This is a genomic window from Aeromonas sp. FDAARGOS 1402, assembly GCF_019046925.1.
In the GTDB taxonomy this organism is placed as follows: Bacteria; Pseudomonadota; Gammaproteobacteria; order Enterobacterales; family Aeromonadaceae; genus Aeromonas; species Aeromonas caviae.
Map to the genome: position 1 here is coordinate 1,505,307 of NZ_CP077201.1, position 23,106 is coordinate 1,528,412.

Below are 23,106 nucleotides of genomic sequence, written 5' to 3' on the forward strand. Positions count from 1 at the left end.
GGCTTGACGGGTTTAGCCACCTAAATGTAACAGTCACGTCGGTTATATTCAATCCGGCACTGTTGCAAAGTTAGCGATGAGGCAGCCTTTTGTCTTATTCAAAGGCCTTACATTTCAAAAACTCTGCTTACCAGGCGCATTTCGCCCAGGGGATCACCATAATAAAATGCTGAGGCCTGGCCTTTGCGTAGTGCACGCATCACCTCAATACCTTTGATGGTGGCGTAAGCCGTCTTCATGGATTTAAATCCCAGCGTGGCGCCGATTATCCGTTTCAGTTTGCCATGATCGCATTCAATCACGTTGTTCCGGTACTTAATCTGTCGGTGTTCAACGTCAGACGGGCACCGGCCTTCGCGTTTGAGCAGAGCAAGCGCGCGACCATAGGCGGGCGCTTTATCCGTGTTGATGAATCGCGGGATCTGCCACTTCTTCACGTTGTTGAGGATTTTACCCAGAAACCGGTATGCAGCTTTGCTGTTACGACGGGAGGAGAGATAAAAATCGACAGTGCGGCCCCGGCTGTCGACGGCCCGGTACAGATACGCCCAGCGGCCATTGACCTTCACGTAGGTTTCATCCATGTGCCACGGGCAAAGATCGGAAGGGTTACGCCAGTACCAGCGCAGCCGTTTTTCCATTTCAGGCGCATAACGCTGAACCCAGCGGTAAATCGTGGAGTGATCGACATTCACTCCGCGTTCAGCCAGCATCTCCTGCAGCTCACGGTAACTGATGCCGTATTTGCAGTACCAGCGTACGGCCCACAGAATGATGTCACGCTGAAAATGCCGGCCTTTGAATGGGTTCATGTGCAGCTCCATCAGCAAAAGGGGATGATAAGTTTATCACCACCGACTATTTGCAACAGTGCCCATCGGCGTAGTAGTGGATGTGGTCGATGACAAAGCCGGTGCGGGTCAGCGTGCGCCGGAGGATCGGCAGAAAATCGACCAGGAACGAAGTAGCGCGTGTGACGACGGCCGGTACGCCGACACGCGCCACGGCCTCGGCCCAGCGCGCGGCCGGCGGTTGGAGCAGGCCGTTGTGCACCGAACCGTGGTAGGTGCCGACCGCCAATGTGAGCCAGCGCTCTAGCTCGCGCAGCGTCAGGGCGGCCTTGTTTTCGGAATCGTAGTCGCCGCGCTGGTCAGGGTTGGAGAAGGTCGTTCCCGGCAGTTCGTCGTGAATCATCTGCATCGCCGTGCCGATGATCCGTTCCACGATGCCGCCATAGTGCGGCTGTCCCAGCGGGCGATAGTCCAGCCGGATGCCATGCTGCTCGCAACCCCGGCGCAGGGCCTCGCTCTTGAACTCGGCCGCGTTGTCTAGGTAGAGCAGCAAGGGCTTGCCGCTCATCTGCCAATCCATTTCCACGTTCAGTCCTTCCAGCCAAGGGCGCTTGTCGCAGGCGACATGCACGAGGCACAGGCCAACCGAAACGGCAGACGGCGCTTCCAGCGTGACGACCATGCCGAGCACGCAGCGGGTGAACACGTCGATGGCGAGGGTCAGGTACGGGCGGCCAATAGGTTGCCGGTCGCGGTCATCGACCACGATCAGGTCGATGACCGTATGGTCTATCTGCACCTGCTCCAGCGGCGCGGTCACGGCAGGAGGCTCGCCGCCCACACCTTGTAGGTCACGAGCGGCATCCTGGCCTTCCCGCCGGCGGATGACCTTGCGCGGGTCAAGGCTAGCGATCCGTAAGGCCACGGTATTGCGCGCCGGCACTCGCAGTTTTTGAGCCTTGCACACCTGAGTGACTTCGCGGTGAAAGGCCGCTAGGCTGCGCTTCTGCTTGGTCAGGAACCGCTTTTGCAGTAGCTCGTGGATGACGCGCTCGACCGGTTCCGGCAAGCGCCCCTTACCTTTACCTCCACCGGACTGGCCGGGCACCAGATCCGTCACGAGGCCGCTGCCTTGCCGGGCACGCCGGATCAGAACGTATACCTGGCGCCGAGACAAGCCCAGCGCCTGAGCCGCCATATCGGCCGCTTCGTGCCCGACCGTCTCCGACTGCGCCAACGGACTGATGATCTCCGCACGACGGCGCGCACGCTCCCAAGCCTCATCAGGCAGAGTGGCCACGCCTTGTTCTGGAATCCGTGGGGTGTCCGTCGCCATGCTCAGGGGTTCTAGGGATTTTCCGTCCAAAAACGACAAAGTGCTCTGGAGGCCACGCCGTCCGCGGCCTCCAGAGGGGTATTACTTTTTTGGCGCTTCACATAGCCAGTCACAATAAATCAATCACTTAGCAGTCTGAATGTCGCATTTGGACGGAAAATCCCTAGAACCCCCGAGTGGCGGCAGCGGCTCCTCGATGCAGGCCTTCAGTTGGATTGAAGGGAGGTGGTGCCTATGTGGTTGAGCGATAGATTTCCGGGGTTGATGTTGTGGCACACAGTGGCGGCGCTGGCCGCCGTGTTCGCGGCGAAAGCCCTGCTGTACTGGGCGGCTGACTGGCTGGCGCTGGGGCCACTTTACAGCGCCTTGGCGGGGCCTTCCTGGAACGTGGCGGCATGGATTGCGGCGCTGGCTCTGTTGCTGCGCTGGATGAAGGTCTAGCCCGCTCTGCCGCGCTGCGCTTGGCGGCCCCCGAGCCAGTGGCGATAGACTGCGCTAGTCGCCCCAGTTCGGGGGCGACATTGCAGTACTGCAATCGGGTTGTGACGGCGCTTAGATTGCGTGGTAAATTTAGGTATCGCTAGGTAATACCTTTGGCTAACAGTGAGGTCTTATGTCCGCAGCTACCAAACCCATGTCTATCAAACTTGATAGCGATACCCAAAGCCGGATCAAGCAGCTAGCTGCTGCCCGCGACCGTTCAGCGCACTGGATGATGCGCGAAGCTATCACCCAGTATGTTGAGCGCGAAGAGCGCAAGGAGGCGTTCCGCCGCGATACCCTCGATGCTTGGCAGGAGTTTCAGGAGACTGGTTTGCATGTCTCTCTTGAGGAGACCGATCAGTGGTTGGCTGGTTGGGGCACCGAGATTGAAGGTGGTGCACCTGCATGCCACAAGTGATCCTCTCTCCGGCTGCTCTGCGTGACCTTAAACGGCTGCGCGAGTTCTTGCACAGTAAGAGCCCAGTTGTTGCACAGCGAGCAGCCCAAACCATCCGTTCGGCGCTGGCCCAGCTCGGGCAACAACCCGCGATGGGGCGTCCTATTGAAGGGCTCCCGGAGGTGTTCCGCGAGTGGGTCATCCCCTTTGGGGACAGTGGTTATCTGGCGCGTTACCGCCTAGAGGGCGAAACCGTAGTGATCTTGGCTCTGCGTCACCAGCGCGAAGCCGGGTTTATTTAGGGAGGCGTAATGGGCTCCGGAAGCCTCTTTGCCGCCCACCCAATAGGTGTAGCCCGCGTCCCAGTAACCGGAAAGGTGCCCCGTGCCGCTGTCGAACCAGCGCGCTTCCCAGGGCTTTGACGCACCGATGCGCAACGTGGCGCCGCCCTGGCCCGTGGCGCCCACCGCGGCAGACAATTCTGCACCAACGGCGGGCGTGGCAAGCAAGGCCGCAGCCAGTGCGCCGGCCGGCAAGGATCTCAACAACATGATTTGTTTCCTCATGAAAAACAGATGACAACACTTCATGCTTCGGGATCGGCGCTGGCGGCAGCTGGCGCCACTGACGCCGTGTGCCAGCCGCCGCCCAATGCCCGGTACAGATCGATCTCGCTATTGAGCTGCGCCAGCTGATTCAATACCAGCTGCTGCTGCGAGCTGAACAGCAGGCGTTGCGCGTCCAGTACGGCCAGATAGCTGTCGACGCCTTCCCGGGGTTCTAGGGATTTTCCGTCCAAAAACGACAAAGTGCTCTGGAGGCCACGCCGTCCGCGGCCTCCAGAGGGGTATTACTTTTTTGGCGCTTCACATAGCCAGTCACAATAAATCAATCACTTAGCAGTCTGAATGTCGCATTTGGACGGAAAATCCCTAGAACCCCATAGACGGCCGCCAGCCCAGCGGCGAGGGCAACCAGCCCGGTGAGCGTCGGAAAGGCGCTGGAAGCCCCGTAGCGACGCGGAGAGGGGCGAGACAAGCCAAGGGCGCAGGCTCGATGCGCAGCACGACATAGCCGGTTCTCGCAAGGACGAGAATTTCCCTGCGGTGCCCCTCAAGTGTCAATGAAAGTTTCCAACGCGAGCCATTCGCGAGAGCCTTGAGTCCACGCTAGATCTATCTCATCTGCGCAAGGCAGAACGTGAAGACGGCCGCCCTGGACCTCGCCCGCGAGCGCCAGGCGCACGAGGCCGGCGCGCGGACCCGCGCCACGGCCCACGAGCGGACGCCGCAGCAGGAGCGCCAGAAGGCCGCCAGAGAGGCCGAGCGCGGCCGTGAGGCTTGGACGCTAGGGCAGGGCATGAAAAAGCCCGTAGCGGGCTGCTACGGGCGTCTGACGCGGTGGAAAGGGGGAGGGGATGTTGTCTACATGGCTCTGCTGTAGTGAGTGGGTTGCGCTCCGGCAGCGGTCCTGATCAATCGTCACCCTTTCTCGGTCCTTCAACGTTCCTGACAACGAGCCTCCTTTTCGCCAATCCATCGACAATCACCGCGAGTCCCTGCTCGAACGCTGCGTCCGGACCGGCTTCGTCGAAGGCGTCTATCGCGGCCCGCAACAGCGGCGAGAGCGGAGCCTGTTCAACGGTGCCGCCGCGCTCGCCGGCATCGCTGTCGCCGGCCTGCTCCTCAAGCACGGCCCCAACAGTGAAGTAGCTGATTGTCATCAGCGCATTGACGGCGTCCCCGGCCGAAAAACCCGCCTCGCAGAGGAAGCGAAGCTGCGCGTCGGCCGTTTCCATCTGCGGTGCGCCCGGTCGCGTGCCGGCATGGATGCGCGCGCCATCGCGGTAGGCGAGCAGCGCCTGCCTGAAGCTGCGGGCATTCCCGATCAGAAATGAGCGCCAGTCGTCGTCGGCTCTCGGCACCGAATGCGTATGATTCTCCGCCAGCATGGCTTCGGCCAGTGCGTCGAGCAGCGCCCGCTTGTTCCTGAAGTGCCAGTAAAGCGCCGGCTGCTGAACCCCCAACCGTTCCGCCAGTTTGCGTGTCGTCAGACCGTCTACGCCGACCTCGTTCAACAGGTCCAGGGCGGCACGGATCACTGTATTCGGCTGCAACTTTGTCATGCTTGACACTTTATCACTGATAAACATAATATGTCCACCAAATTATCAGTGATAAAGAATCCGCGCGTTCAATCGGACCAGCGGAGGCTGGTCCGGAGGCCAGACGTGAAACCCAACAGACCCCTGATCGTAATTCTGAGCACTGTCGCGCTCGACGCTGTCGGCATCGGCCTGATTATGCCGGTGCTGCCGGGCCTCCTGCGCGATCTGGTTCACTCGAACGACGTCACCGCCCACTATGGCATTCTGCTGGCGCTGTATGCGTTGGTGCAATTTGCCTGCGCACCTGTGCTGGGCGCGCTGTCGGATCGTTTCGGGCGGCGGCCAATCTTGCTCGTCTCGCTGGCCGGCGCCACTGTCGACTACGCCATCATGGCGACAGCGCCTTTCCTTTGGGTTCTCTATATCGGGCGGATCGTGGCCGGCATCACCGGGGCGACTGGGGCGGTAGCCGGCGCTTATATTGCCGATATCACTGATGGCGATGAGCGCGCGCGGCACTTCGGCTTCATGAGCGCCTGTTTCGGGTTCGGGATGGTCGCGGGACCTGTGCTCGGTGGGCTGATGGGCGGTTTCTCCCCCCACGCTCCGTTCTTCGCCGCGGCAGCCTTGAACGGCCTCAATTTCCTGACGGGCTGTTTCCTTTTGCCGGAGTCGCACAAAGGCGAACGCCGGCCGTTACGCCGGGAGGCTCTCAACCCGCTCGCTTCGTTCCGGTGGGCCCGGGGCATGACCGTCGTCGCCGCCCTGATGGCGGTCTTCTTCATCATGCAACTTGTCGGACAGGTGCCGGCCGCGCTTTGGGTCATTTTCGGCGAGGATCGCTTTCACTGGGACGCGACCACGATCGGCATTTCGCTTGCCGCATTTGGCATTCTGCATTCACTCGCCCAGGCAATGATCACCGGCCCTGTAGCCGCCCGGCTCGGCGAAAGGCGGGCACTCATGCTCGGAATGATTGCCGACGGCACAGGCTACATCCTGCTTGCCTTCGCGACACGGGGATGGATGGCGTTCCCGATCATGGTCCTGCTTGCTTCGGGTGGCATCGGAATGCCGGCGCTGCAAACAATGTTGTCCAGGCAGGTGGATGAGGAACGTCAGGGGCAGCTGCAAGGCTCACTGGCGGCGCTCACCAGCCTGACCTCGATCGTCGGACCCCTCCTCTTCACGGCGATCTATGCGGCTTCTATAACAACGTGGAACGGGTGGGCATGGATTGCAGGCGCTGCCCTCTACTTGCTCTGCCTGCCGGCGCTGCGTCGCGGGCTTTGGAGCGGCGCAGGGCAACGAGCCGATCGCTGATCGTGGAAACGATAGGCCTATGCCATGCGGGTCAAGGCGACTTCCGGCAAGCTATACGCGCCCTAGGAGTGCGGTTGGAACGTTGGCCCAGCCAGATACTCCCGATCACGAGCAGGACGCCGATGATTTGAAGCGCACTCAGCGTCTGATCCAAGAACAACCATCCTAGCAACACGGCGGTCCCCGGGCTGAGAAAGCCCAGTAAGGAAACAACTGTAGGTTCGAGTCGCGAGATCCCCCGGAACCAAAGGAAGTAGGTTAAACCCGCTCCGATCAGGCCGAGCCACGCCAGGCCGAGAACATTGGGGTTCTAGGGATTTTCCGTCCAAAAACGACAAAGTGCTCTGGAGGCCACGCCGTCCGCGGCCTCCAGAGGGGTATTACTTTTTTGGCGCTTCACATAGCCAGTCACAATAAATCAATCACTTAGCAGTCTGAATGTCGCATTTGGACGGAAAATCCCTAGAACCCCGCTCACCTCGCTTTGGTGCACACGAGTATTGAGCATAGTCGAGATTGGTGCAGATCACTTCTGATATTGAACTGTCAGGAGCTGGCTGCACAACAGCCATTACGCCCAATCAACTGGTGCAGTCGTCTTCTGAAAATGACAAAAATGCACTAATGTTAAGGAACTATTTAAAACAGACTTAAGGGTGACGTCGATGTTCATTCGCGCTTATCTGCGAGCCTCCACTGTCGATCAAGACGCTGAGCGCGCCAAGGAGCAGTTGGTGACCTTTGCCAGGGAGCATGGCCACCAGATCGCCTCTTTTTATGTGGAGAACGAATCCGGGGCGACGCTGGCCCGGCCCGAGCTGATGCGGCTTATTCGCGATGCCGGGCCCCGAGACATTGTTCTGGTGGAACAGATTGACCGCCTTGCCCGTTTGACCCAGGCCGACTGGCAGACGTTGAAGGCGCGCTTGGCGGAGAAGCAACTGGCCATCGTCTCCCCTGAGCTGCCAACCTCCTGGGTGGCATTACAGGGTGACAGCGGCTCCGATTTCACCAGTACCATCTTGCAGGCTGTAAATGGAATGCTGTTGGATATGCTGGCCGCCGTGGCCCGCAAGGACTACGACGACAGGCGGCGCCGGCAGCAGCAAGGCATTGCCAAAGCCAAAGAGGAGGGGAAATACCGTGGTAGGCAGAAAGATGAGAAGAAGCGTCAGTACATCGGTAGCCTCTTGGTGACAGGCCACAGTTATTCCGCGATCCAGGAGATGCTTGGCTGCTCTCGGCACCTTATCGCCAGTGTGGCCAAGGAAGCGCGCAGTCAGCTCCAGAAGTAGTAATTTTTGATGACCGGCCCACTCTTGCGCTTTGGGCGTGGGGTTGTCTTCAGGGTTTTCGCTGTCCAGATAAGTGCGATGCTCAGCGCAGTGAACAGCCCGGCGGGCCAATGCCAGCAGGTGAGGGCGGCAAGGGCCAGTAGCAGTAGCCAGGCCGTGATAGGCCGTCTGGTAGTCCACGCCAATACTGGCCAGCACCAGTACACCGGTGGCAGGCAGATCAGCAGCCATGCGAACAGCGTGTTGCCCAGTGCCATCAAGCCCAGCACAACCACCGCCATGAGGGCGATATCAGCGATCGGTTTCATGGTGCCGCTCTTTTGCATGCGCCTTGTAGCTATACAGACTCCACACGAAGACAAGCGTGAAGAAGGCCAGCAAGCCCACCATCCCCCAACTGAACGCATCCATCGTGTTGCTCCACCACTGAACATAATTTCAGCATGGCACCGAAGGCGTTGGTGTTCAATCAACTTATTGAAAATGTTGAGTTTGTTCGTTCGTGACAAAGTTGGAACTATGGAATCCAGTGGCTTATTGACCAGTGGAATCAGCGCCCTCATCCCCGGCCAATCCCTGTCCAGTTCCCCTCCACATAACTATCTATCTGGAATCTTGGTGCGGATATTCCAGATAGTGGAATGTCGCTTCAGAACGAGCTCCTTGGAATCTTGGTAGATGCCTTCATATATATCTGGAATGTTAGAGCGGGGCTTCCTTATGGAAGCCTGATATCCCGGTTAGTCAAAACTATTGGATGGAAAGTAGGGCCAATTATTCTATCTATCTGGAATATTGAGCCAGTATCACGAGGTGAAATGGAGGTCAGATAGTTGTAGTTATTATCTGACCTGGTCGATGATTAATATCAAAGTTCAAAACCTGATCATCCATTTATGACGAAGGTGCGACCCGATTGATCGCACCTTCTATGTGCCGCTCGAGCGGGTTACTCCACAATCGCTTTCAGCAGCGCATCTCGGGAGTCTAGGTAGAACTGGATATCCACCTTGGTCGCCATGTCATCAGACAAGTCGTAGAGCTGCCGACGAGCGGTAACGGGCATCAGCAAGGTAGTGGCCCCCTTTTCTACGGCCAGCTCGGCGATATTAACCGCGCTATTGATGGGTTCTATTGAACCCCCTAGGTTGATTTCACCAACCACAACCAGACCACCTTTCACCGATTTTTTCAGCAGGCTGCTACACATGGCGATCAGAGCAGCTACACCCAGCTTGGAGCCTTTCTTGGAGGTATCGAACGCCCGTAGCTGCACACTGTATTCGTGAGAGCGGGGCTCCCGGTCTCCCACCAGCTGTTGTGCACGGGAGTAAAGATTCTGCTCCGCATAGCGGAGCGACTCTTTGAAGGCGGCGGGAGCGGGGTTATTCAGAATTTTCACCCCTGAGCCTGGCCCTTCGTTCACTTCAATCCGATAAAGTCCGGCGTTGTCGTCAATATCCGATCCGCCTTCGCTGATGGTCCAGATCTGGCCCGGCTCCAACGGGTCATCACCAATTTCGTTGTCGGCCCGCAATTCCGGGGTTGCCACAAACTTTTCAATGCCATCGTCACGGCAGAAATAGCTGAAATGTGTATTGCGGAACTCGGCTGCACCTACCCGCTTTTGCTGCTCCTTGACCCGGCGACGCACTTCCAGGCCCAGACGGGTGGCCCATTCCAGATCTGCATCGGACACTGGCATATCCGGATCGGGATACAGCAGCTTCAGCAGGCCGGAAACGGTCTTGTTCACTGCATTGGTATCACGGCCACTGAGGGCGCCACCTAGATGTACCCGGTTTTGCATGGCGGATACCCGGCTTTGAAAGCGCAGCCGGCTCATGCACTCGGAGAAAAAGTCGCTGACCAGGCCAAAATGGTCTGTGGTTAGCTCCTTACTCATTTTGGGCACATCCCAGCCGGGCAGATAGCAATGAATGCGGTCCATCCAAGCAGTGTCGTCACGCATTTCCGCAGGCAGGGGGCCAAACAGGTGGCCAACCCGCTGCTGGTGCTCCACATCCACGTCAAAGTTGCCCACAAACACCATGGAGCCATCGGCGCGGATGCTCTCTTTGCCACGGCTGAATTCGCCGGACTCCATATAGCCCTTCATGATGTTGATTCCTTCTTTGGTGTCGAAGGAAATGCCGCTCACCTCATCGAAGCAGACCACATCGTACTGACAGACCAAACCACGCTGGCCACTGGCGTTGTTCACGAACATTTTGGCAATGGTGGCTTTACCCCCGGAAATCAGGTGGGCATAGGGGGATACCTGCTGGAACAGGTGGCTTTTACCGGTGCCGCGCGGGCCCAGCTCCACCAGGTTATAGTTGCGCTCCACAAAGGGCACCATTCGCAGCAGAACAGCGTCCTTGGCCCTGTCCGACAGGGCTTCAGATTCAAGGCCAATGGAGCGGATAAGAAAGTTGCGCCACTCCCGGCTGTCAAAATGACGGCGTGCTTCGGCCATCACCTCCAGCACGTTGCGCTTGGACATCTGTATGGGGCGCAACTCGGCAATACCAAAGGCATTGCCTTTCTCCTCGGCGATGATGGGGTCGTACTCCAGCGTCACTTCGGCATAAAAACCGCCGGTCAGTAGACGCTCATTGTCATCGACGATCTTGTCAGCAATACGCACCCGGCTGAGGTTCAGGCTGGGCAAGGAGGCAACATAGCCTCCTTCCTTTTCAACAAAGCGCACGCTGACGATGTCGATAAGCTTTACTGTGCCGGCCTTATAGGCCTTCGCCTTGAACAGTTCCTCTTCACCGGCGCGCACCGTGCGTGAGGACAACTGCCGCTGCACGATTTCAAGACCTTCTTCAATCTCGACCGGGTCTGTGCTGGCACAATAGCGGCCCAGCATAAACTCCACCACATAGGTGGGGACCGGAAACTGGCGGGCGAAGGTTCTCACCAGATCCTTGCGAACAAGGTAGCCTTCAAAGGCCTCGGCGGCTTTTCGGTCCAGTTGGTCCAGTTCCACTATTCATCTCCCGCCAATGTTGGTTTCTTTGCTAAAAGGTTGCCTTGAGCGTCCAGCAGCACCAATACTGCCGAGGTTTGCTCATACTGGTCATCCACCATCAGGCTGCACTTACCGTCCTTGAGTGGTTTGCGTGTGCAAATCTCGGAATCTGGATCTGCCGGCAGGGTGCGAAGTACGGCCACCACTGTGTCGGCATTGGTTTCCGCCTTCACCTTGCATACCAGCCCCAGCCAACGAATGTCGGTAATGGACGCTGTTACAGTACTGGTAGTTGTTACCGGCTGCTGACTTTCCAGTTCAATCACGGGGGTCAAGCATTCCTGTAAACTCAGGCCGCCATGGTCATAGTGCCGGCCGGCAACAAAGCTTCTGGCTCCGGGAGCCATGGCCACACTCACCAGCGGGTTCCAGTACCAGCCTACCTGCAAAAAGCCGCTGGCCACTGACTGTTTCAGCAGAGCGCACCGGCTCCAGCGGGTTTCAGTCAGGTGTTTGGGCAGGTCAACCTTGGCCATGGGCTCTGGTGTTAGTATCCAGCCATGGTCGGTGACAATGCGAATTTTGCGCCAACCGGCAGCCAGTAGCTCTTCAATCCGCTCCACAATTTCATCCAGCAGGGCATCGATACGAGCGGCCAGTTTAAGGCCTCTTACATGACCTTCCTTGTCGATGTCGCCGCTTTGCACCCAGGCATTGGTACTTGGATCTCCGGTTTCGCCTTCGGACAGATACCCCCAGCCTTTTTCGGCCAGGAATTTCTTCAGGTAGTGAGAGGAGAAGGGGGTATCATTTTCCATCAGGCTGGGCTGAAAATCCTTATCGTCGGCCCGTCCGGTAATGCGGTCATTCACCGGGGTAACGGCGGCCTTTGCCGTGGCAGTGACCGAGGGGAGGGCGGCCCAGTCATGGCCCAGCCGCACATCACCGAGGTGCTCAAGGCGTTGGAGCAGTCGCCGGGCAATATCAAAGCGCAGGCCATCCACAAAGAACACCAGCTCACCGGTGGGCTGATATTCCGCCGTGGCTTCTTTGGCCAATTGGGTGCCCGCATAGCCTTTCTGCCGCACCAGCTCCTGAAAAGTGCGGGTGGTTTCGTCGAGCCAGGGGGTATACATCTGTGCCAGCAGGCCCTGGATCAGCTCCTGTTGACGGGGACTCAGTGGATAGGCCAGTGCTCGCAACAAGTGATCGTCGGCTTCCCAGTAGCGATCGCGGTATTGCAGTCCCATTTCTTCCATGGAAATACCGGAAAAAGCGGTACCGGTAAGCCGGGCGATATGGGTCAGGTGCTCCAGCGCGCCTACCAGCGGAGATAATCCAAGCGTGTGCCAGATCCACTGTCGGCGAACCTGATGTAGCTTTTCCAGCGCGAGAATTTGCTTGCGTACCTCTGCCGAACCAAGGGGAAGAAGCTGGCTCAGTTCATGCTCCAGGGCGCTTTCTTCGGCCTGGTTAATCACCGGGTAGCTTGAGCCATCTGCGGCCAAATCAGGCTCCACCTTCAGCAGCAACTGAGGCAGGTTTCTGTAGTAATGGCTGCTTTCCACAAAGCGTTGCCACACGCTTTCCCAGACTCCCTGACGTTGGCACAGCAGCTCGGCGGCAGTAAGGGCTCCATCGCGCTCGGGGCTGAAGTGATATTCGGTTTCACAAATGCCAAGCAGCGCCTGCCAGCGTGTCCTGTCCCAGCGAGCCTGCATGGCCTGGCTGTCGTTCATCCAGCTCAGTAGATCGCGCACCGGATCGCTGGAGATCAGCTTGTTGAAATCGGCAGCCTCCAACCGGCGGTTGGCCAGATCTTCCCGTTCGCTTTCCAGCACTTCCGGCAGTACCCGCAACATGGCCTGAAGCGTATTTTCGTCTCTGGCCACATCCAAGCCGGCACCGCCATTGGCGGAAGATAGAAAAGCCGTTACAGTCCAGTCGCGGCCCGCACTGTTATAGGCCCACCAGCAACCACGGTATTGCAGCTCGGCCAGGGGCATCAGGGCTTTGGGACATTCGGCAATGGCCCGCAAGTCCCGTCGCTCAAGGCCCGGCAGATAAATGATGGGAGTGCGATCTTCGGGTAGCTCAAACTCGGGTAGCACCCGTTCAATCACACACTTAATCCAGATGGCCGGACCCTGTTTCTTGTCGGGGGCATAGTCGCCCAGCACCACCAGCTCGGGCATAGCGGACTGCAGCAGCGGCAGGGCACTCTCCCACTGGCGTTGTTTGTCGGTCCAGAGGATCACGCTGGGCGCGACCTGAATATTAGAGTTATAGGCAGCACTGGCCCGCACTTCGTCGGCCAGCAAATCAATCAGTTTCATAGCAGTCCCTGGCGGTACGCTTCAAACCACACAATCTTAGTTCTTTAATCATCTTTTCTCTCCAATGCAGGGCTGTTCTGCATTACTTTGGAGTTCTATTGTTCTCTTACGGATAGAGGGAACTGCTCCAGCACTTTCTTTACCAGCTGGTTTGTTCTGGCCCGTAGCTTATCAATTGTCCAGCTCTCTTCCGCAGCTAGTGAGTGATTCAGATAAAGGCCGTTGTTATACCCAACCTTGCGGCCTTGGCTGTCGGTACGGTTTTGTTTTTCAGCAAAGCTCTTGTTGCCCAGCGAACTGTTGTAACCGGAAATGGTCAGGTTACCGAGGCAATGAACGTAAGTCTGGCGATGTTCTTCAGCCTTATCGGCATCACCATCTGCCATCATATCTACCCAGCTTTGAGGGATCTTTTCGCCCTGGGGGAAGATATGTTCGATGGTCCAAACATACTGCTTGCCCTTCACTGCCCACAAGTCTACCTGGGTTTCCCGGGTCATGCGGGCCTCTTCAAGTGCGCACAGCACAAAGCGGCATACCGCTTTGTTGTCTTCGTAAATCGGGCCCTTGAGGCTGTTCTCGAACTGCTCATCACTGGCGCTGTTGGCTCTGAGACATTGTCTGATATGACTGACTACCACGTTGCCCCGTAGGGGGAGAATCCCCTCGGCGATGTCCATAAAGATGCGAGTCAGATCGCGGGTTGGAGGCTGGTCAGTGCTGTTACGACGAACAAAAAAGGCGATCAGGAAGTCTACTGTCTGTTCCAAATGTTCATTCTCTAACTGCAGTGCATCTTTTCGCTCAAACAAGACCAGTAATAGCAGATAGGCTGCGGCACCCTGGATCCGGTCTAAAGACAGTAGCAAATTTGATAGCTTGGGTTGCTCCGGCACGGCTCGGTAACCAACTATTTGCGCATAGTATGCAGACAGGCGGATCATAGCCTGCAAAAAGGCTTCGGCATCGTGGCTGATCAGCTTTTCGTACACCAGCATCAGGTTCGATTTGGTTGCCACCGGCACCGACACAACGCCCTTTAACTCAGGCTTGAACGCATTGTAATACTGGCGGAAGAAACGCTCTTGAATGCCATAGTCATCGCCCAAGGCGTCCATCACCTTCTTCCAGCGGTTGTAATGCTTGTCGATGCCGCCTTTGTCTTTCGACTCCAGCGTTGCCAGCAGCTTGTTTTTGATAAGGTCGATTGCAGTCAGTGGTACCCCTCGGTTGTTCAGGGACTCAAACAATGTGTAAGCGTCGGAGTGGCTATTTACATCGATTTTGACCAACGTCGCTGAGTTAACCTTTTCAATTAATGCCAAGAGGCTGGTAGCCTTGTTATGGCTGCCTTCCTGCAGCTGTTCGATACGACTTAAAAAATGCCGGTAGGCTTTCATTACCCGGCGTGTTCCGGCGTAAGCCACAGGTTCCACATCCTGAAGGAGACCTGCCTCGCCAAGAACCAGATAGAAATCCTGCTGATTATTGTTTTGTACCTGTGGAACTAGGCGTGGTTGTTCGAGCTGCTTCTTGAGCACCAGCTTGTGCTTAAGGTTATACAGTTCGAACCGATAATCGTCCGTTAAATCAGGGAACACTCTCAAGCTTTGATAGATTGCAGCTAACAGCAGCGATAATGTCGTCATGCGCTGTTGCCCATCTACAAGCTCTAACTTGCGTGTTGCTAGGGAATCTTTTTCCTGGTTAATGCAGATGATCGAACCAAGAAAGTAGTCATTATCATTTTCCAGCAAGTCATCAAATAAGGCGTCCCATTGCCAGCGTCCCCATGTGTACTCACGTTGATAACGGGGAATGACATAGATGGCCTGGGCTTCAATATCCAGCAGGCTGGATAAAGGATATTTATTAACAGACTCGATCATGCATTCCCTTCCTAATTTCGCGCCGCCAGCTTCTTTGCCAGGTGTAGGTGGTGGTCATTGATGCGATCGCCTTCCTTGCCACCGTATTCCAGGCCCAGGTGATACCAGGGGGCGGAGGGCACGTCGCTGCCGCGGTCCTTGGTCCATTTGATATTGGGTTTGGCGCGTAGTATTCCGGCGCCTTTTTTGCTCATGTCTCTGGCGGTCATAAAGGGTCGAATATTGAGTCGCACGCCGTCGTTAAGATCCGGGTTCCAGCCGATGGGCTGCTCGGAAAGCGGCTTCCAGCGCACGAAAATATCGTAAGGGGCTTCGCCTTCGAGAATGGCTTCCAGTGCTTTTTTAAGGCTTTCGGCGGCGGCCAGGCGCACATCGGCACCGTCTTCGCCGTTGGCCATGGCGCTTTGCTGGCTGCGGATCCAGTCGCCCAGGTAGGTATATATCAAGCGCTCCAGGCCGGCTTTGTCCAGCTTGTGGTAATTGACCAGGGCGCTGAAGCCGTCTTTAAGGCCGTCCCATACATGCCAGATAAAGGGGCGGTTTTGGAACAGCTTGCAGTGCTGCTCAAAGAACTTGTCGCGCAGCCAGAGGCTCAGTGACTTGCTGCCTACTGTGTCCAGCAGGCGTTGCTTGAGCGGGGTGGTCCAGGCTTGTCCGTAGGCATCCTGCAGCAGGGCTTCCAGCCGAATATCGGCGGCCTTTTCGCCGCGCACGGCGGGCAGGCAGACGATGCCGTCGTCGTCGGCATGGGTCAGCAGCTTGTCGCTTTCCCCCAGCCAGTGCAGCATCTCCTGGGCTAGCTCCATGTCTTCATCCAGCTCCGCCGGCCAGCGATAGCCCAGCAAGCGGGCCACCGCCACCTGCAATACGGTGTCATCCACCCGCAGTTCGCCCTGGACGGTCCATTTTTTCTGCTCGTCCCACACTACCGAGCCACAGGGATGGCCATGGAAGATCCACTGGGTGGGATCATTGCTATAGGGTTGGGGCAGGCCATTGGGGTATTTTTCTTCCGCTACATTCACCCAATATTTATGGTCAAAAGGAACTTTTACTAGAGTCGAGTTAGTTACCTTAAGGCTTTGGTCTATGTGTCTAACATGATTTTTAAAACTTTCTGATGAGCAAAAACACCAAACAGCACTCAAGAGGTTTTCATCTGATGGAATAATTGCTGCGCAATTTTGATCAAATTTTGAACCTAAATATTGGGAACATGGGAGGTGGCCTACTTGCCTAACACTTATACCTTTTTTCCCCCAAGCAAGTCCTCCTGCAAGTATCGCTTTTCCTATTTCTGATAGCTTCTTCAGTTCGCCTTTCTCTTGCTCCCAGTGGTATGCTGTAGAAAGTCCACCAAAGTCACGAACCTTTTCTACAGTGGTCTGACCAGGCACCCAATCAGGGTTGGTAAGCTCAATCTCCCAAAAACACCTAATGAACCTAAATAACTGATCCCAATAGTGCTACACCTTCGCTGTGCCATAGCCATTCCCCGGGAAAGGAGACACGGCATCCATGAAGTGTTTCACTCGGGCCAGCAGGTTTGCCATCCCTATGCATTGATGATTGCGCGTGATGGTTTCATGTAACTTGTGCCATAGCCGTTCTATGTGATTAACCCAAGGGCTGTAAACTGGCTGGAACACCAGGCAGAACTTGGGATTCTTCTTCAACCATCGCTCGGTCTGTTTGCTTTTGTGAATGATGTAGTTATCGAGGATCAACGTGATGGTTTTGGCTCGTCGGTAGTGGTGGCGCAGCTTTTCCAGCATGGCAATAAACAGCGATGAGTTTTTCTTGATCCCGCTGACGTAAAGTACCCTTCCGTTGCCTGCGTGGAGAACGCCTGCCAGATAATGCTTGGCATTCTGCCCCGGTGTGACAACCCGCTTTTGCTGCGCTCTGAACATCCAGTCGGCTCCTAATTTGGGATTGAGGTCTATATCGACTTCATCCTCATAAAACACCGGATTATCGGCATCACAGCGGGCCAGCGCGGCGTCGATATTCGCCATTTTTTCCTGATAGGCTGGGTCTTTTATCCGCAAGGTCGGCACGGGCCTGCGCCAGACAATGCCCATACGAGGTAACCATCGGCGGAGCGTGGAGGCTGCCACATTGAGCCCTGTTAACCGATTGATTTTTATAGCCAATAGTTCGGTACACCAACGGCTGCGCTGATAACCAAAATCTTGCGGAGAAAACTGCATGAGCAGCACCAGTAAGGTGACAATCTTGGCGATAGGTAAGACTGGGGCACGGCCAGCCGGTAAGGCTTCTAGCGCATCTATGCCTTCATCTCGATACCACCGAAGCCAACGACCGATGGTCGAGCGCGCAGCGCCGGTAAGGTGATGAACATCGGTGATCGTGCGTCCTTCATGTAACAGCAAGATGGCCATCAAGCGACGAGCATGTCCTTTATCACGGGTGGCATGGATGATTTTGTGAATGCGGCGCCGTTGTGGTCGTGGCAGAGGTGGTAGGATAGGCATCAACTCAGTCCTTTGGGTGTGGCTTGTTTTGTTTAGCGACTAATCAGATCGCACAAACTGGACTGAGTTCCCTTCCTCCGGTGATCTACTATTCGGAACAGCTATTTAGGCGCATCTTTGGTATTGGTGCCATGAATGCCGTTTGCGTAATCAGCTAATATTATTGTACCTTCATTTTCATTTCCCAATGTTATTCTGAAGTCAGGGTTTTTAAGTTGCTGATATTGTGGTAATAGAGTCACCCTTTGTGCTCTTAAATAGTGTGATTTTTCATTTGGTTTTCTTTCACTTGCAGCATCAATAAAGAATGTATTGTCCTTCCCGGTGCCATTCATAACTGATGGTGGTTGGTTATCAAGAGTAAGCAAGATAGCTTTTACATGCTCTCCTGATATTGTTTCAAAGGCTCCGGCACCAAGTCTTGCGACCGACTTCCAGCTGTATGTATCTAAAAGAACCTTCCTAAAATCTTTGTAACCATTAAGGAAGAGCCAGTTTTGAGGAAGCACTAGAGAGCTAACCCCACAAGGTGATAGAAATTCCATGCATCTTGACAGAAAGGAAGTCTCTAACGATCTTCTAGCATGTGGATAGTTTTTGGTTAAAAAATTATCTACTTCCTCAACCATTTCCCCAGTTTTTTTATAGGGCACATTGGTGATCACCCAGGTATACTGGCCGGCCAGCAGCTCGGCGGCCTTGATTAACCCTTGGACTACGATGCCGGCTTCCTGCCGGTTGTTATGCTCATTGCTGTCCCGATCGGTGCCGGTGTTGTCCTGCTGTAGGGCATCCTTCAGCAACTGTTGAATGTCGCTCCAGGAGGCCATATCGGCCTGGCTGCGGCGAGGGTTGATCAGGCTGCCCAGCACGGGGGCATCCGCAAAGGTATGCTGCAGCCAGTCCAGGGCGCTGCTCAGGTTGTGCTTGCCGGCCTGGTGGGCGAGGGTTTTCCATTCGTCCTTGGCGGCGGTAACGGAAAGACCGGTGCAGGCCAGGTGCAGCTCGGGCAGGGTTCGATAGCCACCGGCACCGGGGTAGCGCCAGGCTTCCAGCGCCACCGCAAAGGCGGCCAGCTCCACGCAGCGTTGGTCCAGCTCCAGGCCATGCAGGTTTTCGCTGAGCACCCGGTCAATGGCCTCCTGCGCACCCAAGCTTTCCAGGGTCATGCGCATGGGCACCAGCATTAAAAAGGCCGCCACCAGAAAATGGCCGGAGCCACAACAGGGATCCAGGGCTTTCAGCTCACTTAACTGCTTGGGCCAGGCGTCAAAGGTGCCGGAGGCGGGTTGCCATTGCTGGGTAGCGTCGTCTTTTACAAAACGCAGGTAGCTTAAGGGCACGCCGGGAATGGCGGCTCGGTCGCGCAGTTCCTGTTCGCTTTCGGCCTGCTTCCAGTCCGTTTCAGACAGGCGCTGGCCGGCCCACCAGGCCCCCAGGCTGTTGTCGAGCAAAAAGCTCACCATATAGGGCTCGGTAAACAGCTGGGTCACCGGCGACAGCTCGTCGGCACCGATTTTTACCTCGGACTTGTTCACCTCTTCTTTGCGCTTGCTCTGCCAGAACTGGTATACCCAGCCCAGGCTGTCCTGGGCCTGAAAGGTCTCCAGGGCCAGGCCGGTGACCAGTTGCTCCAGGGTGCGCTGGTGCTCGGGGGCCAGCTCCAGCTCAAACACCGGCGAGTCGATGCGAAAGATCTGCGGCAGCATTTTGGAGGCCAGCACCCCGGCCAGCTCCCAGCCGCTGGTGCAGCGGGCTTCCTGCTCGTCCCGGGCAATGTCCGGCTCCTGCACCAGCTCATTGCACTCCGCCAGGGTCAGGGCGGTGTGCTGGTCGTACATCAGCAGCTGGTTCTGCTCCAGAAAACGGGCAAACAGCATGCGGTGCCAGTGCTCATAGGCCACCTCGGCCACCAGCTTGCCGGTGCTTTGCTGGCCATTGTTCTGTTTAATGTCGCCCAGCTGGCGGCCATGAGCCCGCAGCCGGTTACGCAACTGCTTTTGTTCATCGGTCAGGTAGTCGGCGGCCTTGGCATCGCCCACACACAGGCGCTCCAGCGCCTGGGCCGCGGCCCGTTCGGCCACGTCCCGGGCCTTGATAACGGTGGTTTCCAGCGCCCGGCGCAGGGTCTTTTCCAGAGGAATACGGCTGTTCATGGTTGCATGTATCTGTGTGTTCATCAGAAGGTCACCGGTCCGTCACTGAGTTTGTCGAGGATCTGCTGTTTTACTCGTGCCAGCCACTCATCCACTTCGGCTTCGTTTTCAAAGGTGGTGCGGGGCAGGCTGATGCGCTGCAGCTTGGGCTGCAGCAGTTGCACCGCTTCCAGCCGGGCGCTGTCGAATTTGCTGGCCAGGGAGTCGGTGCGATCGCGCCATTGCTCCAGGCTGACTTCGGTCAGGGCGTCGATAATGGCGTCGGCGTCGTTCAGCCCGGGCTGGGGCAGGGTGAGCAGGTTGCGTTTGTTCAGCATGGTGTTTTGCTGCTCGGGGCTGAGCTGCTGCCAGTGGCTGTCGGCCTGCAGCTGGGCCAGGCAATGGGCATGCTGGCTGCAGTAGGCATCAATATGGTGGTTGATGGCATTGCGCAGATTGGTGACCAGTTGCTGGATCAGGCTGCGAGTGGGGTTGGGCTCGTCCAGTATGGAGCGACGGGCCAGAATGGCGTCCACCTCCTGTTGCACCTGCTCATGAAAGGACAAGCCTTTGCTCAGCCTGAGCAGCTCGCACAGCAGGGTCCAGTCTTCCCGGCGGGCGGCGATGCGCTCGGCGGTGCCGGCCCAGTTGGTGATGGCGGTTTTAATGTCGTCCTGATGGTCCAACACCAGCTTGAGCTGGGCATTGTTGGACTGACGGGCCAGCTCATCAAAGACGGTGGTGCTCGGGCGCTCGGGGAAGGGCGCTTCCCCCCCGGCTCTGGTCGCCAGGCTGCGGCCTTTTTCAATCAGCTCTACCAGTTTGCTGCCTTCTTCCCCGGATTGGCAGGGAATGCCGCAGGCGGTGAGTACGCCACGAATTTTGATTAAATCCACCGGGCGTATGGTAATGCTCTCGGGCTTGAAGCCGGTCTGGGCAATGTGCTTGCGTTCCAGCTTGCTGAGCGGCACGGCATTGCCGCTGGCGTCTTCGGTGATCAGAATGCCGGCGGCCACCAGGGTAAAGAGGGCGCCGTCTATGGCATCCTGAGGCCAGCCGTAAGGAGCCTGCTGAAACTGCTCGCGAATTTCCTTGCCCTTTTTCGACACGCCGATAAAGCGTTTTATCTGGGCACACACCGGGTGCTGCTCCGGATCGCCCTTGAACTCGACCGCTTCCAGGGCGTTCTGGCCACCGTCCTTGCCGGCACGGGTAAAGACTGTGCCCCAGCCGGTGTGGTCGGCGGCGTCAAATTCACGGTACAGGCGGATTAACGAGGCCCGGGCGGCGGTGTCTACTCTGTCGGTAATGGTGTTGCCGTCCACTTCGCTGCCGCCGGACTGCAGCACCAGCACGCCGTCGAAGATTTCGCGCAGCAGCGCCTCCACCTGTTTTTTGGCGTCTCGGTGGCGGGTTTCCATGGCGGTGCGGGCATCTTTGCCGGCGTCGGTGTTGGGAATGCCGCGCTTTTGCAGGGTGGCGTCCGCCGCATGCTCGGCGATGATGGCGTTGGTCAGCTCGGAGCGGTTGCGGGCCGGCACAAACAGAAAAATGGTGGGCTCGGCGGGCGGACGGCGTCGGGCTTCACTGACAAAACTCTTTTCGTCCATGCTCCAGCCGTCCTGCAGCCAGACGTAAATCTTTTTATCGGCGTCTGCCGGCAGCTCGGCCTCGGTGCAGAGGATCACCTGGCGGGGCTCGTTGCATTTGCCCTGGGTCAGGCGCACCTGGGCAATTTGCTGCCGCACGGTTTTGTGCAGCAGATCGACGCGAATGTTTTCAATGCGCTGCATGTTGCCGCGCAAGTCGGCCTCTTCCTGGCGGAAGGTGTCGTACCACTGGGCGCTTTCCTGGGTTTGCAGCCGGTATTCGGTGCCCACGCTGGTTTTCATGGCCATCACCAGGCCGTCGTCGGCCAGGGCCTGCAACAGCTGGGGCACTCGAGTGCGAATGGCGTCTTTGCCGTTGCTCAGGTTGTCGATCAGCAGGTCCGAGAGCATATCGGCGGTGGCCCGCACGCCGCAGTCGGCGGTGGGATCGGTGGGCAGTTTGCCGATAAGCAGGATCAGAGCCAGAATGCGGCCCTTGAGCTGATCCTGTTCGTTGCCGGCGGAGAAGCGGCCAATGACTTCGGAAATTTCCTTGGAGATCACCCCGGTTTGCAGCAGGTTTACCGCAATCTGGTTGTAGATGAAGTCGGCGGGCACCACATGGCCCAGGGGCTCATCGGCGGTGGCCTGGGCGGCCTCGTGGATCACCTTGAGCTGGTTGCGCAGCTGCGACACTGTGCCGGTGGTATCCACAATGCGCAGCACCTTTTCCCAGAAGCGCCGGCGTACCGGCAGCAGGGGGTAGTCCGCCAGCATGACCTGTTCATCGTCGCGGTGATGTTCAATTTTGGTGCCGCGCAGCTGGCGTGAAATTTCACCCAGGTGGTTTTTCAGCACCTGATCCAGCTCAGGCTTGGCGGATTCCTTTTTCTGCAGGATCACCTTGCGGATCACCGACTCCACGTCGGTGTCGGACAGCTGAATGGGGATCTGAAAACGGCCCATCAGGCGCTGCAGGTTGGGCATGCCGGAGAGGGCGCTTTGTCCGGTGGCGACAAACAGCAGCTTGTTGGAAAACGCCGAGTGTTTGCAGCAGGTTTCCACCACTTCCTGCACCTGGTGCGCCTTTTCGGCATCGGTGCCCACATATTGCTGCACCTCGTCCAGCACAATCAGGGTGGCGGGGAACTGGCCATCCTGTGACAGGGCTTCGGCAATGGCATCCACCATTTGTTTGTTGGTGACATCTTGCACATGAGGGTATTGCTCTTTCAGCAACTGCCGCATTTGCTTGATGTCGGAGGCCAGGGTGTTGTCCACCTCCAGCAGTGCGCCGGCGATGCTGCGGGACATATAGAGGTCGTCCAGCTCGTCGAGCCAGTCGTCGTCTTCCGCTTCCACCAGAGATTTTACCTGTTCAAGCAGGCCTTCTTTTTTCAGCCACATCACAAAGCGAGCCTGATGGTATTGCTCGGGCAGTCCAGCTGATTTGAAGACGATATTTAGTAGCGCCAGACGTACGTTGTTGTCGGCCCCGGCACCCAAAGTGCCAGAAGCGGCATGCAGGCCACCATGGCGGGCAGCGGTCACGCTGAGCTCCTTCAGGTGATCCTGAATTTCCTGGGTTAGGTCGGCAATGTCCCGAGCCGAGACTCCACCGTTGAACGGCTGGTTGACCCAGAGCGCCCGCAGCATTTTGGCCAAGTGAGATTTACCCGAACCGAAGAAGCCGGAAATCCACACGCCGGGCTGCTCGTGGCCGTCGGCCAAGTTGCGCAGATAGGTGGAGAGAATTTTCTCCATGCCGGCTTCATACTCGCCATCGCAGACGAAGGTTTCGAGTTCGTAGCGCAGGGTATTCAGGGCCTGAGCGGATTGGTCATCCTTAACCTCGGCCACACCGTTGTTGGCCAGCCGGTTTTTGGTTGGATCGAGCTGGTAAATATCGCGGTTAAGCATCCTGTACGTGCTCCTTTATTTCTTATT

Annotated in this window: 18 protein-coding genes and 2 pseudogenes; 6 read left to right on the forward strand and 14 right to left on the reverse strand. The window is 57.1% G+C overall.

Annotated elements, in window-relative coordinates:
* Positions 1-107: 107 nt before the first annotated feature.
* Both I6L32_RS07200 and I6L32_RS07205 read right to left on the reverse strand, forming a co-directional pair.
* Positions 108-812 carry an IS6-like element IS26 family transposase gene (locus tag I6L32_RS07200; RefSeq protein WP_001067855.1) on the reverse strand — a complete coding sequence of 235 codons (705 nt, stop codon included), beginning with the start codon at positions 810-812 and terminating at the stop codon, positions 108-110.
* A gap of 64 nt (positions 813-876) precedes the next feature.
* Positions 877-2,127, reverse strand: a pseudogene (locus I6L32_RS07205) (transposase); the annotation flags it as partial.
* Between the two features lie 264 nt (positions 2,128-2,391).
* On the opposite strand from I6L32_RS07205, the gene I6L32_RS07210 reads away from it, so the two are divergent.
* The 3 genes from I6L32_RS07210 to I6L32_RS23650 all read left to right on the forward strand — a co-directional run bounded on the left by I6L32_RS07210 (position 2,392) and on the right by I6L32_RS23650 (position 3,309).
* A complete protein-coding gene (locus I6L32_RS07210) occupies positions 2,392-2,568 on the forward strand; it encodes a hypothetical protein (RefSeq protein ID WP_167576894.1) in 177 nt (58 codons plus the stop codon).
* Between the two features lie 193 nt (positions 2,569-2,761).
* Positions 2,762-3,028: a CopG family ribbon-helix-helix protein gene (locus I6L32_RS07215; RefSeq protein ID WP_239895359.1), complete on the forward strand. Its 267-nt coding sequence runs from the start codon at positions 2,762-2,764 to the stop codon at positions 3,026-3,028.
* Complete coding sequence (locus I6L32_RS23650) at positions 3,016-3,309, forward strand: type II toxin-antitoxin system RelE/ParE family toxin (RefSeq protein ID WP_011222050.1); 294 nt, start codon at positions 3,016-3,018, stop codon at positions 3,307-3,309. The genes I6L32_RS07215 and I6L32_RS23650 overlap by 13 nt, the downstream gene beginning before the upstream one ends.
* Here I6L32_RS23650 and I6L32_RS07225 read toward each other — a convergent pair.
* Positions 3,247-3,558, reverse strand: a complete 312-nt coding sequence (locus tag I6L32_RS07225) for a hypothetical protein (RefSeq protein WP_052150402.1) — start codon at positions 3,556-3,558, stop codon at positions 3,247-3,249. The two genes, I6L32_RS23650 and I6L32_RS07225, sit on opposite strands and share 63 nt — an antisense overlap.
* Before the next feature lie 35 nt (positions 3,559-3,593).
* Entirely contained in the window at positions 3,594-3,815 is a 222-nt protein-coding gene (locus I6L32_RS07230) for a hypothetical protein (RefSeq protein WP_033991587.1), read from the reverse strand.
* Positions 3,816-4,207: 392 nt separating this feature from the next.
* On the opposite strand from I6L32_RS07230, the gene I6L32_RS07235 reads away from it, so the two are divergent.
* Positions 4,208-4,450, forward strand: coding sequence for a transposase (locus tag I6L32_RS07235; protein ID WP_000844627.1), 243 nt, complete (start codon positions 4,208-4,210; stop codon positions 4,448-4,450).
* Between the two features lie 31 nt (positions 4,451-4,481).
* Here I6L32_RS07235 and tetR(A) read toward each other — a convergent pair whose 3' ends face one another.
* Positions 4,482-5,132, reverse strand: coding sequence for a tetracycline resistance transcriptional repressor TetR(A) (tetR(A), locus tag I6L32_RS07240; RefSeq protein ID WP_000164043.1), 651 nt, complete (start codon positions 5,130-5,132; stop codon positions 4,482-4,484).
* A 105-nt stretch (positions 5,133-5,237) separates the two neighbouring features.
* Between tetR(A) and tet(A) the strand changes: the two genes are divergently transcribed.
* Positions 5,238-6,437 (forward strand): tetracycline efflux MFS transporter Tet(A), encoded by a 1,200-nt coding sequence (gene tet(A), locus I6L32_RS07245; RefSeq protein ID WP_001973670.1) that lies wholly within the window; start codon positions 5,238-5,240, stop codon positions 6,435-6,437.
* 31 nt (positions 6,438-6,468) lie between these two features.
* On the opposite strand, the pseudogene I6L32_RS07250 reads toward tet(A), so the two are convergent.
* A pseudogene (locus I6L32_RS07250) lies at positions 6,469-6,741 on the reverse strand (EamA family transporter); the annotation flags it as partial.
* Positions 6,742-7,102: 361 nt separating this feature from the next.
* Here I6L32_RS07250 and I6L32_RS07255 point away from each other — a divergent pair.
* Positions 7,103-7,732, forward strand: a complete 630-nt coding sequence (locus I6L32_RS07255) for a recombinase family protein (protein WP_125941669.1) — start codon at positions 7,103-7,105, stop codon at positions 7,730-7,732.
* Here the strand turns inward: I6L32_RS07255 and I6L32_RS07260 are convergent.
* The 8 genes from I6L32_RS07260 to brxC form a co-directional block, all read right to left on the reverse strand.
* A complete protein-coding gene (locus I6L32_RS07260; RefSeq protein ID WP_125941668.1) occupies positions 7,717-8,040 on the reverse strand; it encodes a hypothetical protein in 324 nt (107 codons plus the stop codon). The two genes, I6L32_RS07255 and I6L32_RS07260, sit on opposite strands and share 16 nt — an antisense overlap.
* A gap of 641 nt (positions 8,041-8,681) precedes the next feature.
* The gene (brxL, locus tag I6L32_RS07265; RefSeq protein WP_125941667.1) at positions 8,682-10,730 is read right to left on the reverse strand and encodes a protease Lon-related BREX system protein BrxL; all 2,049 of its coding nucleotides are present in this window, start codon (positions 10,728-10,730) and stop codon (positions 8,682-8,684) included.
* Complete coding sequence (gene pglZ / locus I6L32_RS07270; protein WP_125941666.1) at positions 10,730-13,048, reverse strand: BREX-1 system phosphatase PglZ type B; 2,319 nt, start codon at positions 13,046-13,048, stop codon at positions 10,730-10,732. Before pglZ ends, brxL begins: the two co-directional genes overlap by 1 nt.
* A gap of 95 nt (positions 13,049-13,143) precedes the next feature.
* Complete coding sequence (locus I6L32_RS07275) at positions 13,144-14,937, reverse strand: DUF262 domain-containing protein (RefSeq protein ID WP_125941665.1); 1,794 nt, start codon at positions 14,935-14,937, stop codon at positions 13,144-13,146.
* Between the two features lie 11 nt (positions 14,938-14,948).
* On the reverse strand, positions 14,949-15,962 hold the full coding sequence (locus tag I6L32_RS07280; RefSeq protein WP_216944873.1) for a hypothetical protein: 1,014 nt from the start codon (positions 15,960-15,962) through the stop codon (positions 14,949-14,951).
* Between the two features lie 441 nt (positions 15,963-16,403).
* Positions 16,404-17,435 carry an IS630-like element ISAhy2 family transposase gene (locus I6L32_RS07285; protein ID WP_216944874.1) on the reverse strand — a complete coding sequence of 344 codons (1,032 nt, stop codon included), beginning with the start codon at positions 17,433-17,435 and terminating at the stop codon, positions 16,404-16,406.
* Between the two features lie 101 nt (positions 17,436-17,536).
* Positions 17,537-19,591, reverse strand: coding sequence for an N-6 DNA methylase (locus I6L32_RS07290; protein WP_216944875.1), 2,055 nt, complete (start codon positions 19,589-19,591; stop codon positions 17,537-17,539).
* 23 nt (positions 19,592-19,614) lie between these two features.
* Positions 19,615-23,079: a BREX system P-loop protein BrxC gene (brxC, locus tag I6L32_RS07295; RefSeq protein WP_125941663.1), complete on the reverse strand. Its 3,465-nt coding sequence runs from the start codon at positions 23,077-23,079 to the stop codon at positions 19,615-19,617.
* Between the last annotated feature and the right edge of the window lie 27 nt (positions 23,080-23,106).

Excerpts from the sequence above, each read along its gene's own strand:
- I6L32_RS07200 (WP_001067855.1), bottom strand. The coding sequence starts at position 812 with ATGAACCCATTCAAAGGCCGGCATTTTCAGCGTGACATCATTCTGTGG.
- I6L32_RS07210 (WP_167576894.1), top strand. The coding sequence starts at position 2,392 with ATGTTGTGGCACACAGTGGCGGCGCTGGCCGCCGTGTTCGCGGCGAAA.
- I6L32_RS07215 (WP_239895359.1), top strand. The coding sequence starts at position 2,762 with ATGTCTATCAAACTTGATAGCGATACCCAAAGCCGGATCAAGCAGCTA.
- I6L32_RS23650 (WP_011222050.1), top strand. The coding sequence starts at position 3,016 with ATGCCACAAGTGATCCTCTCTCCGGCTGCTCTGCGTGACCTTAAACGG.
- I6L32_RS07225 (WP_052150402.1), bottom strand. The coding sequence starts at position 3,558 with ATGTTGTTGAGATCCTTGCCGGCCGGCGCACTGGCTGCGGCCTTGCTT.
- I6L32_RS07255 (WP_125941669.1), top strand. The coding sequence starts at position 7,103 with ATGTTCATTCGCGCTTATCTGCGAGCCTCCACTGTCGATCAAGACGCT.
- I6L32_RS07260 (WP_125941668.1), bottom strand. The coding sequence starts at position 8,040 with ATGAAACCGATCGCTGATATCGCCCTCATGGCGGTGGTTGTGCTGGGC.
- pglZ (WP_125941666.1), bottom strand. The coding sequence starts at position 13,048 with ATGAAACTGATTGATTTGCTGGCCGACGAAGTGCGGGCCAGTGCTGCC.
- I6L32_RS07275 (WP_125941665.1), bottom strand. The coding sequence starts at position 14,937 with ATGATCGAGTCTGTTAATAAATATCCTTTATCCAGCCTGCTGGATATT.
- I6L32_RS07285 (WP_216944874.1), bottom strand. The coding sequence starts at position 17,435 with ATGCCTATCCTACCACCTCTGCCACGACCACAACGGCGCCGCATTCAC.
- I6L32_RS07290 (WP_216944875.1), bottom strand. The coding sequence starts at position 19,591 with ATGAACAGCCGTATTCCTCTGGAAAAGACCCTGCGCCGGGCGCTGGAA.
- brxC (WP_125941663.1), bottom strand. The coding sequence starts at position 23,079 with ATGCTTAACCGCGATATTTACCAGCTCGATCCAACCAAAAACCGGCTG.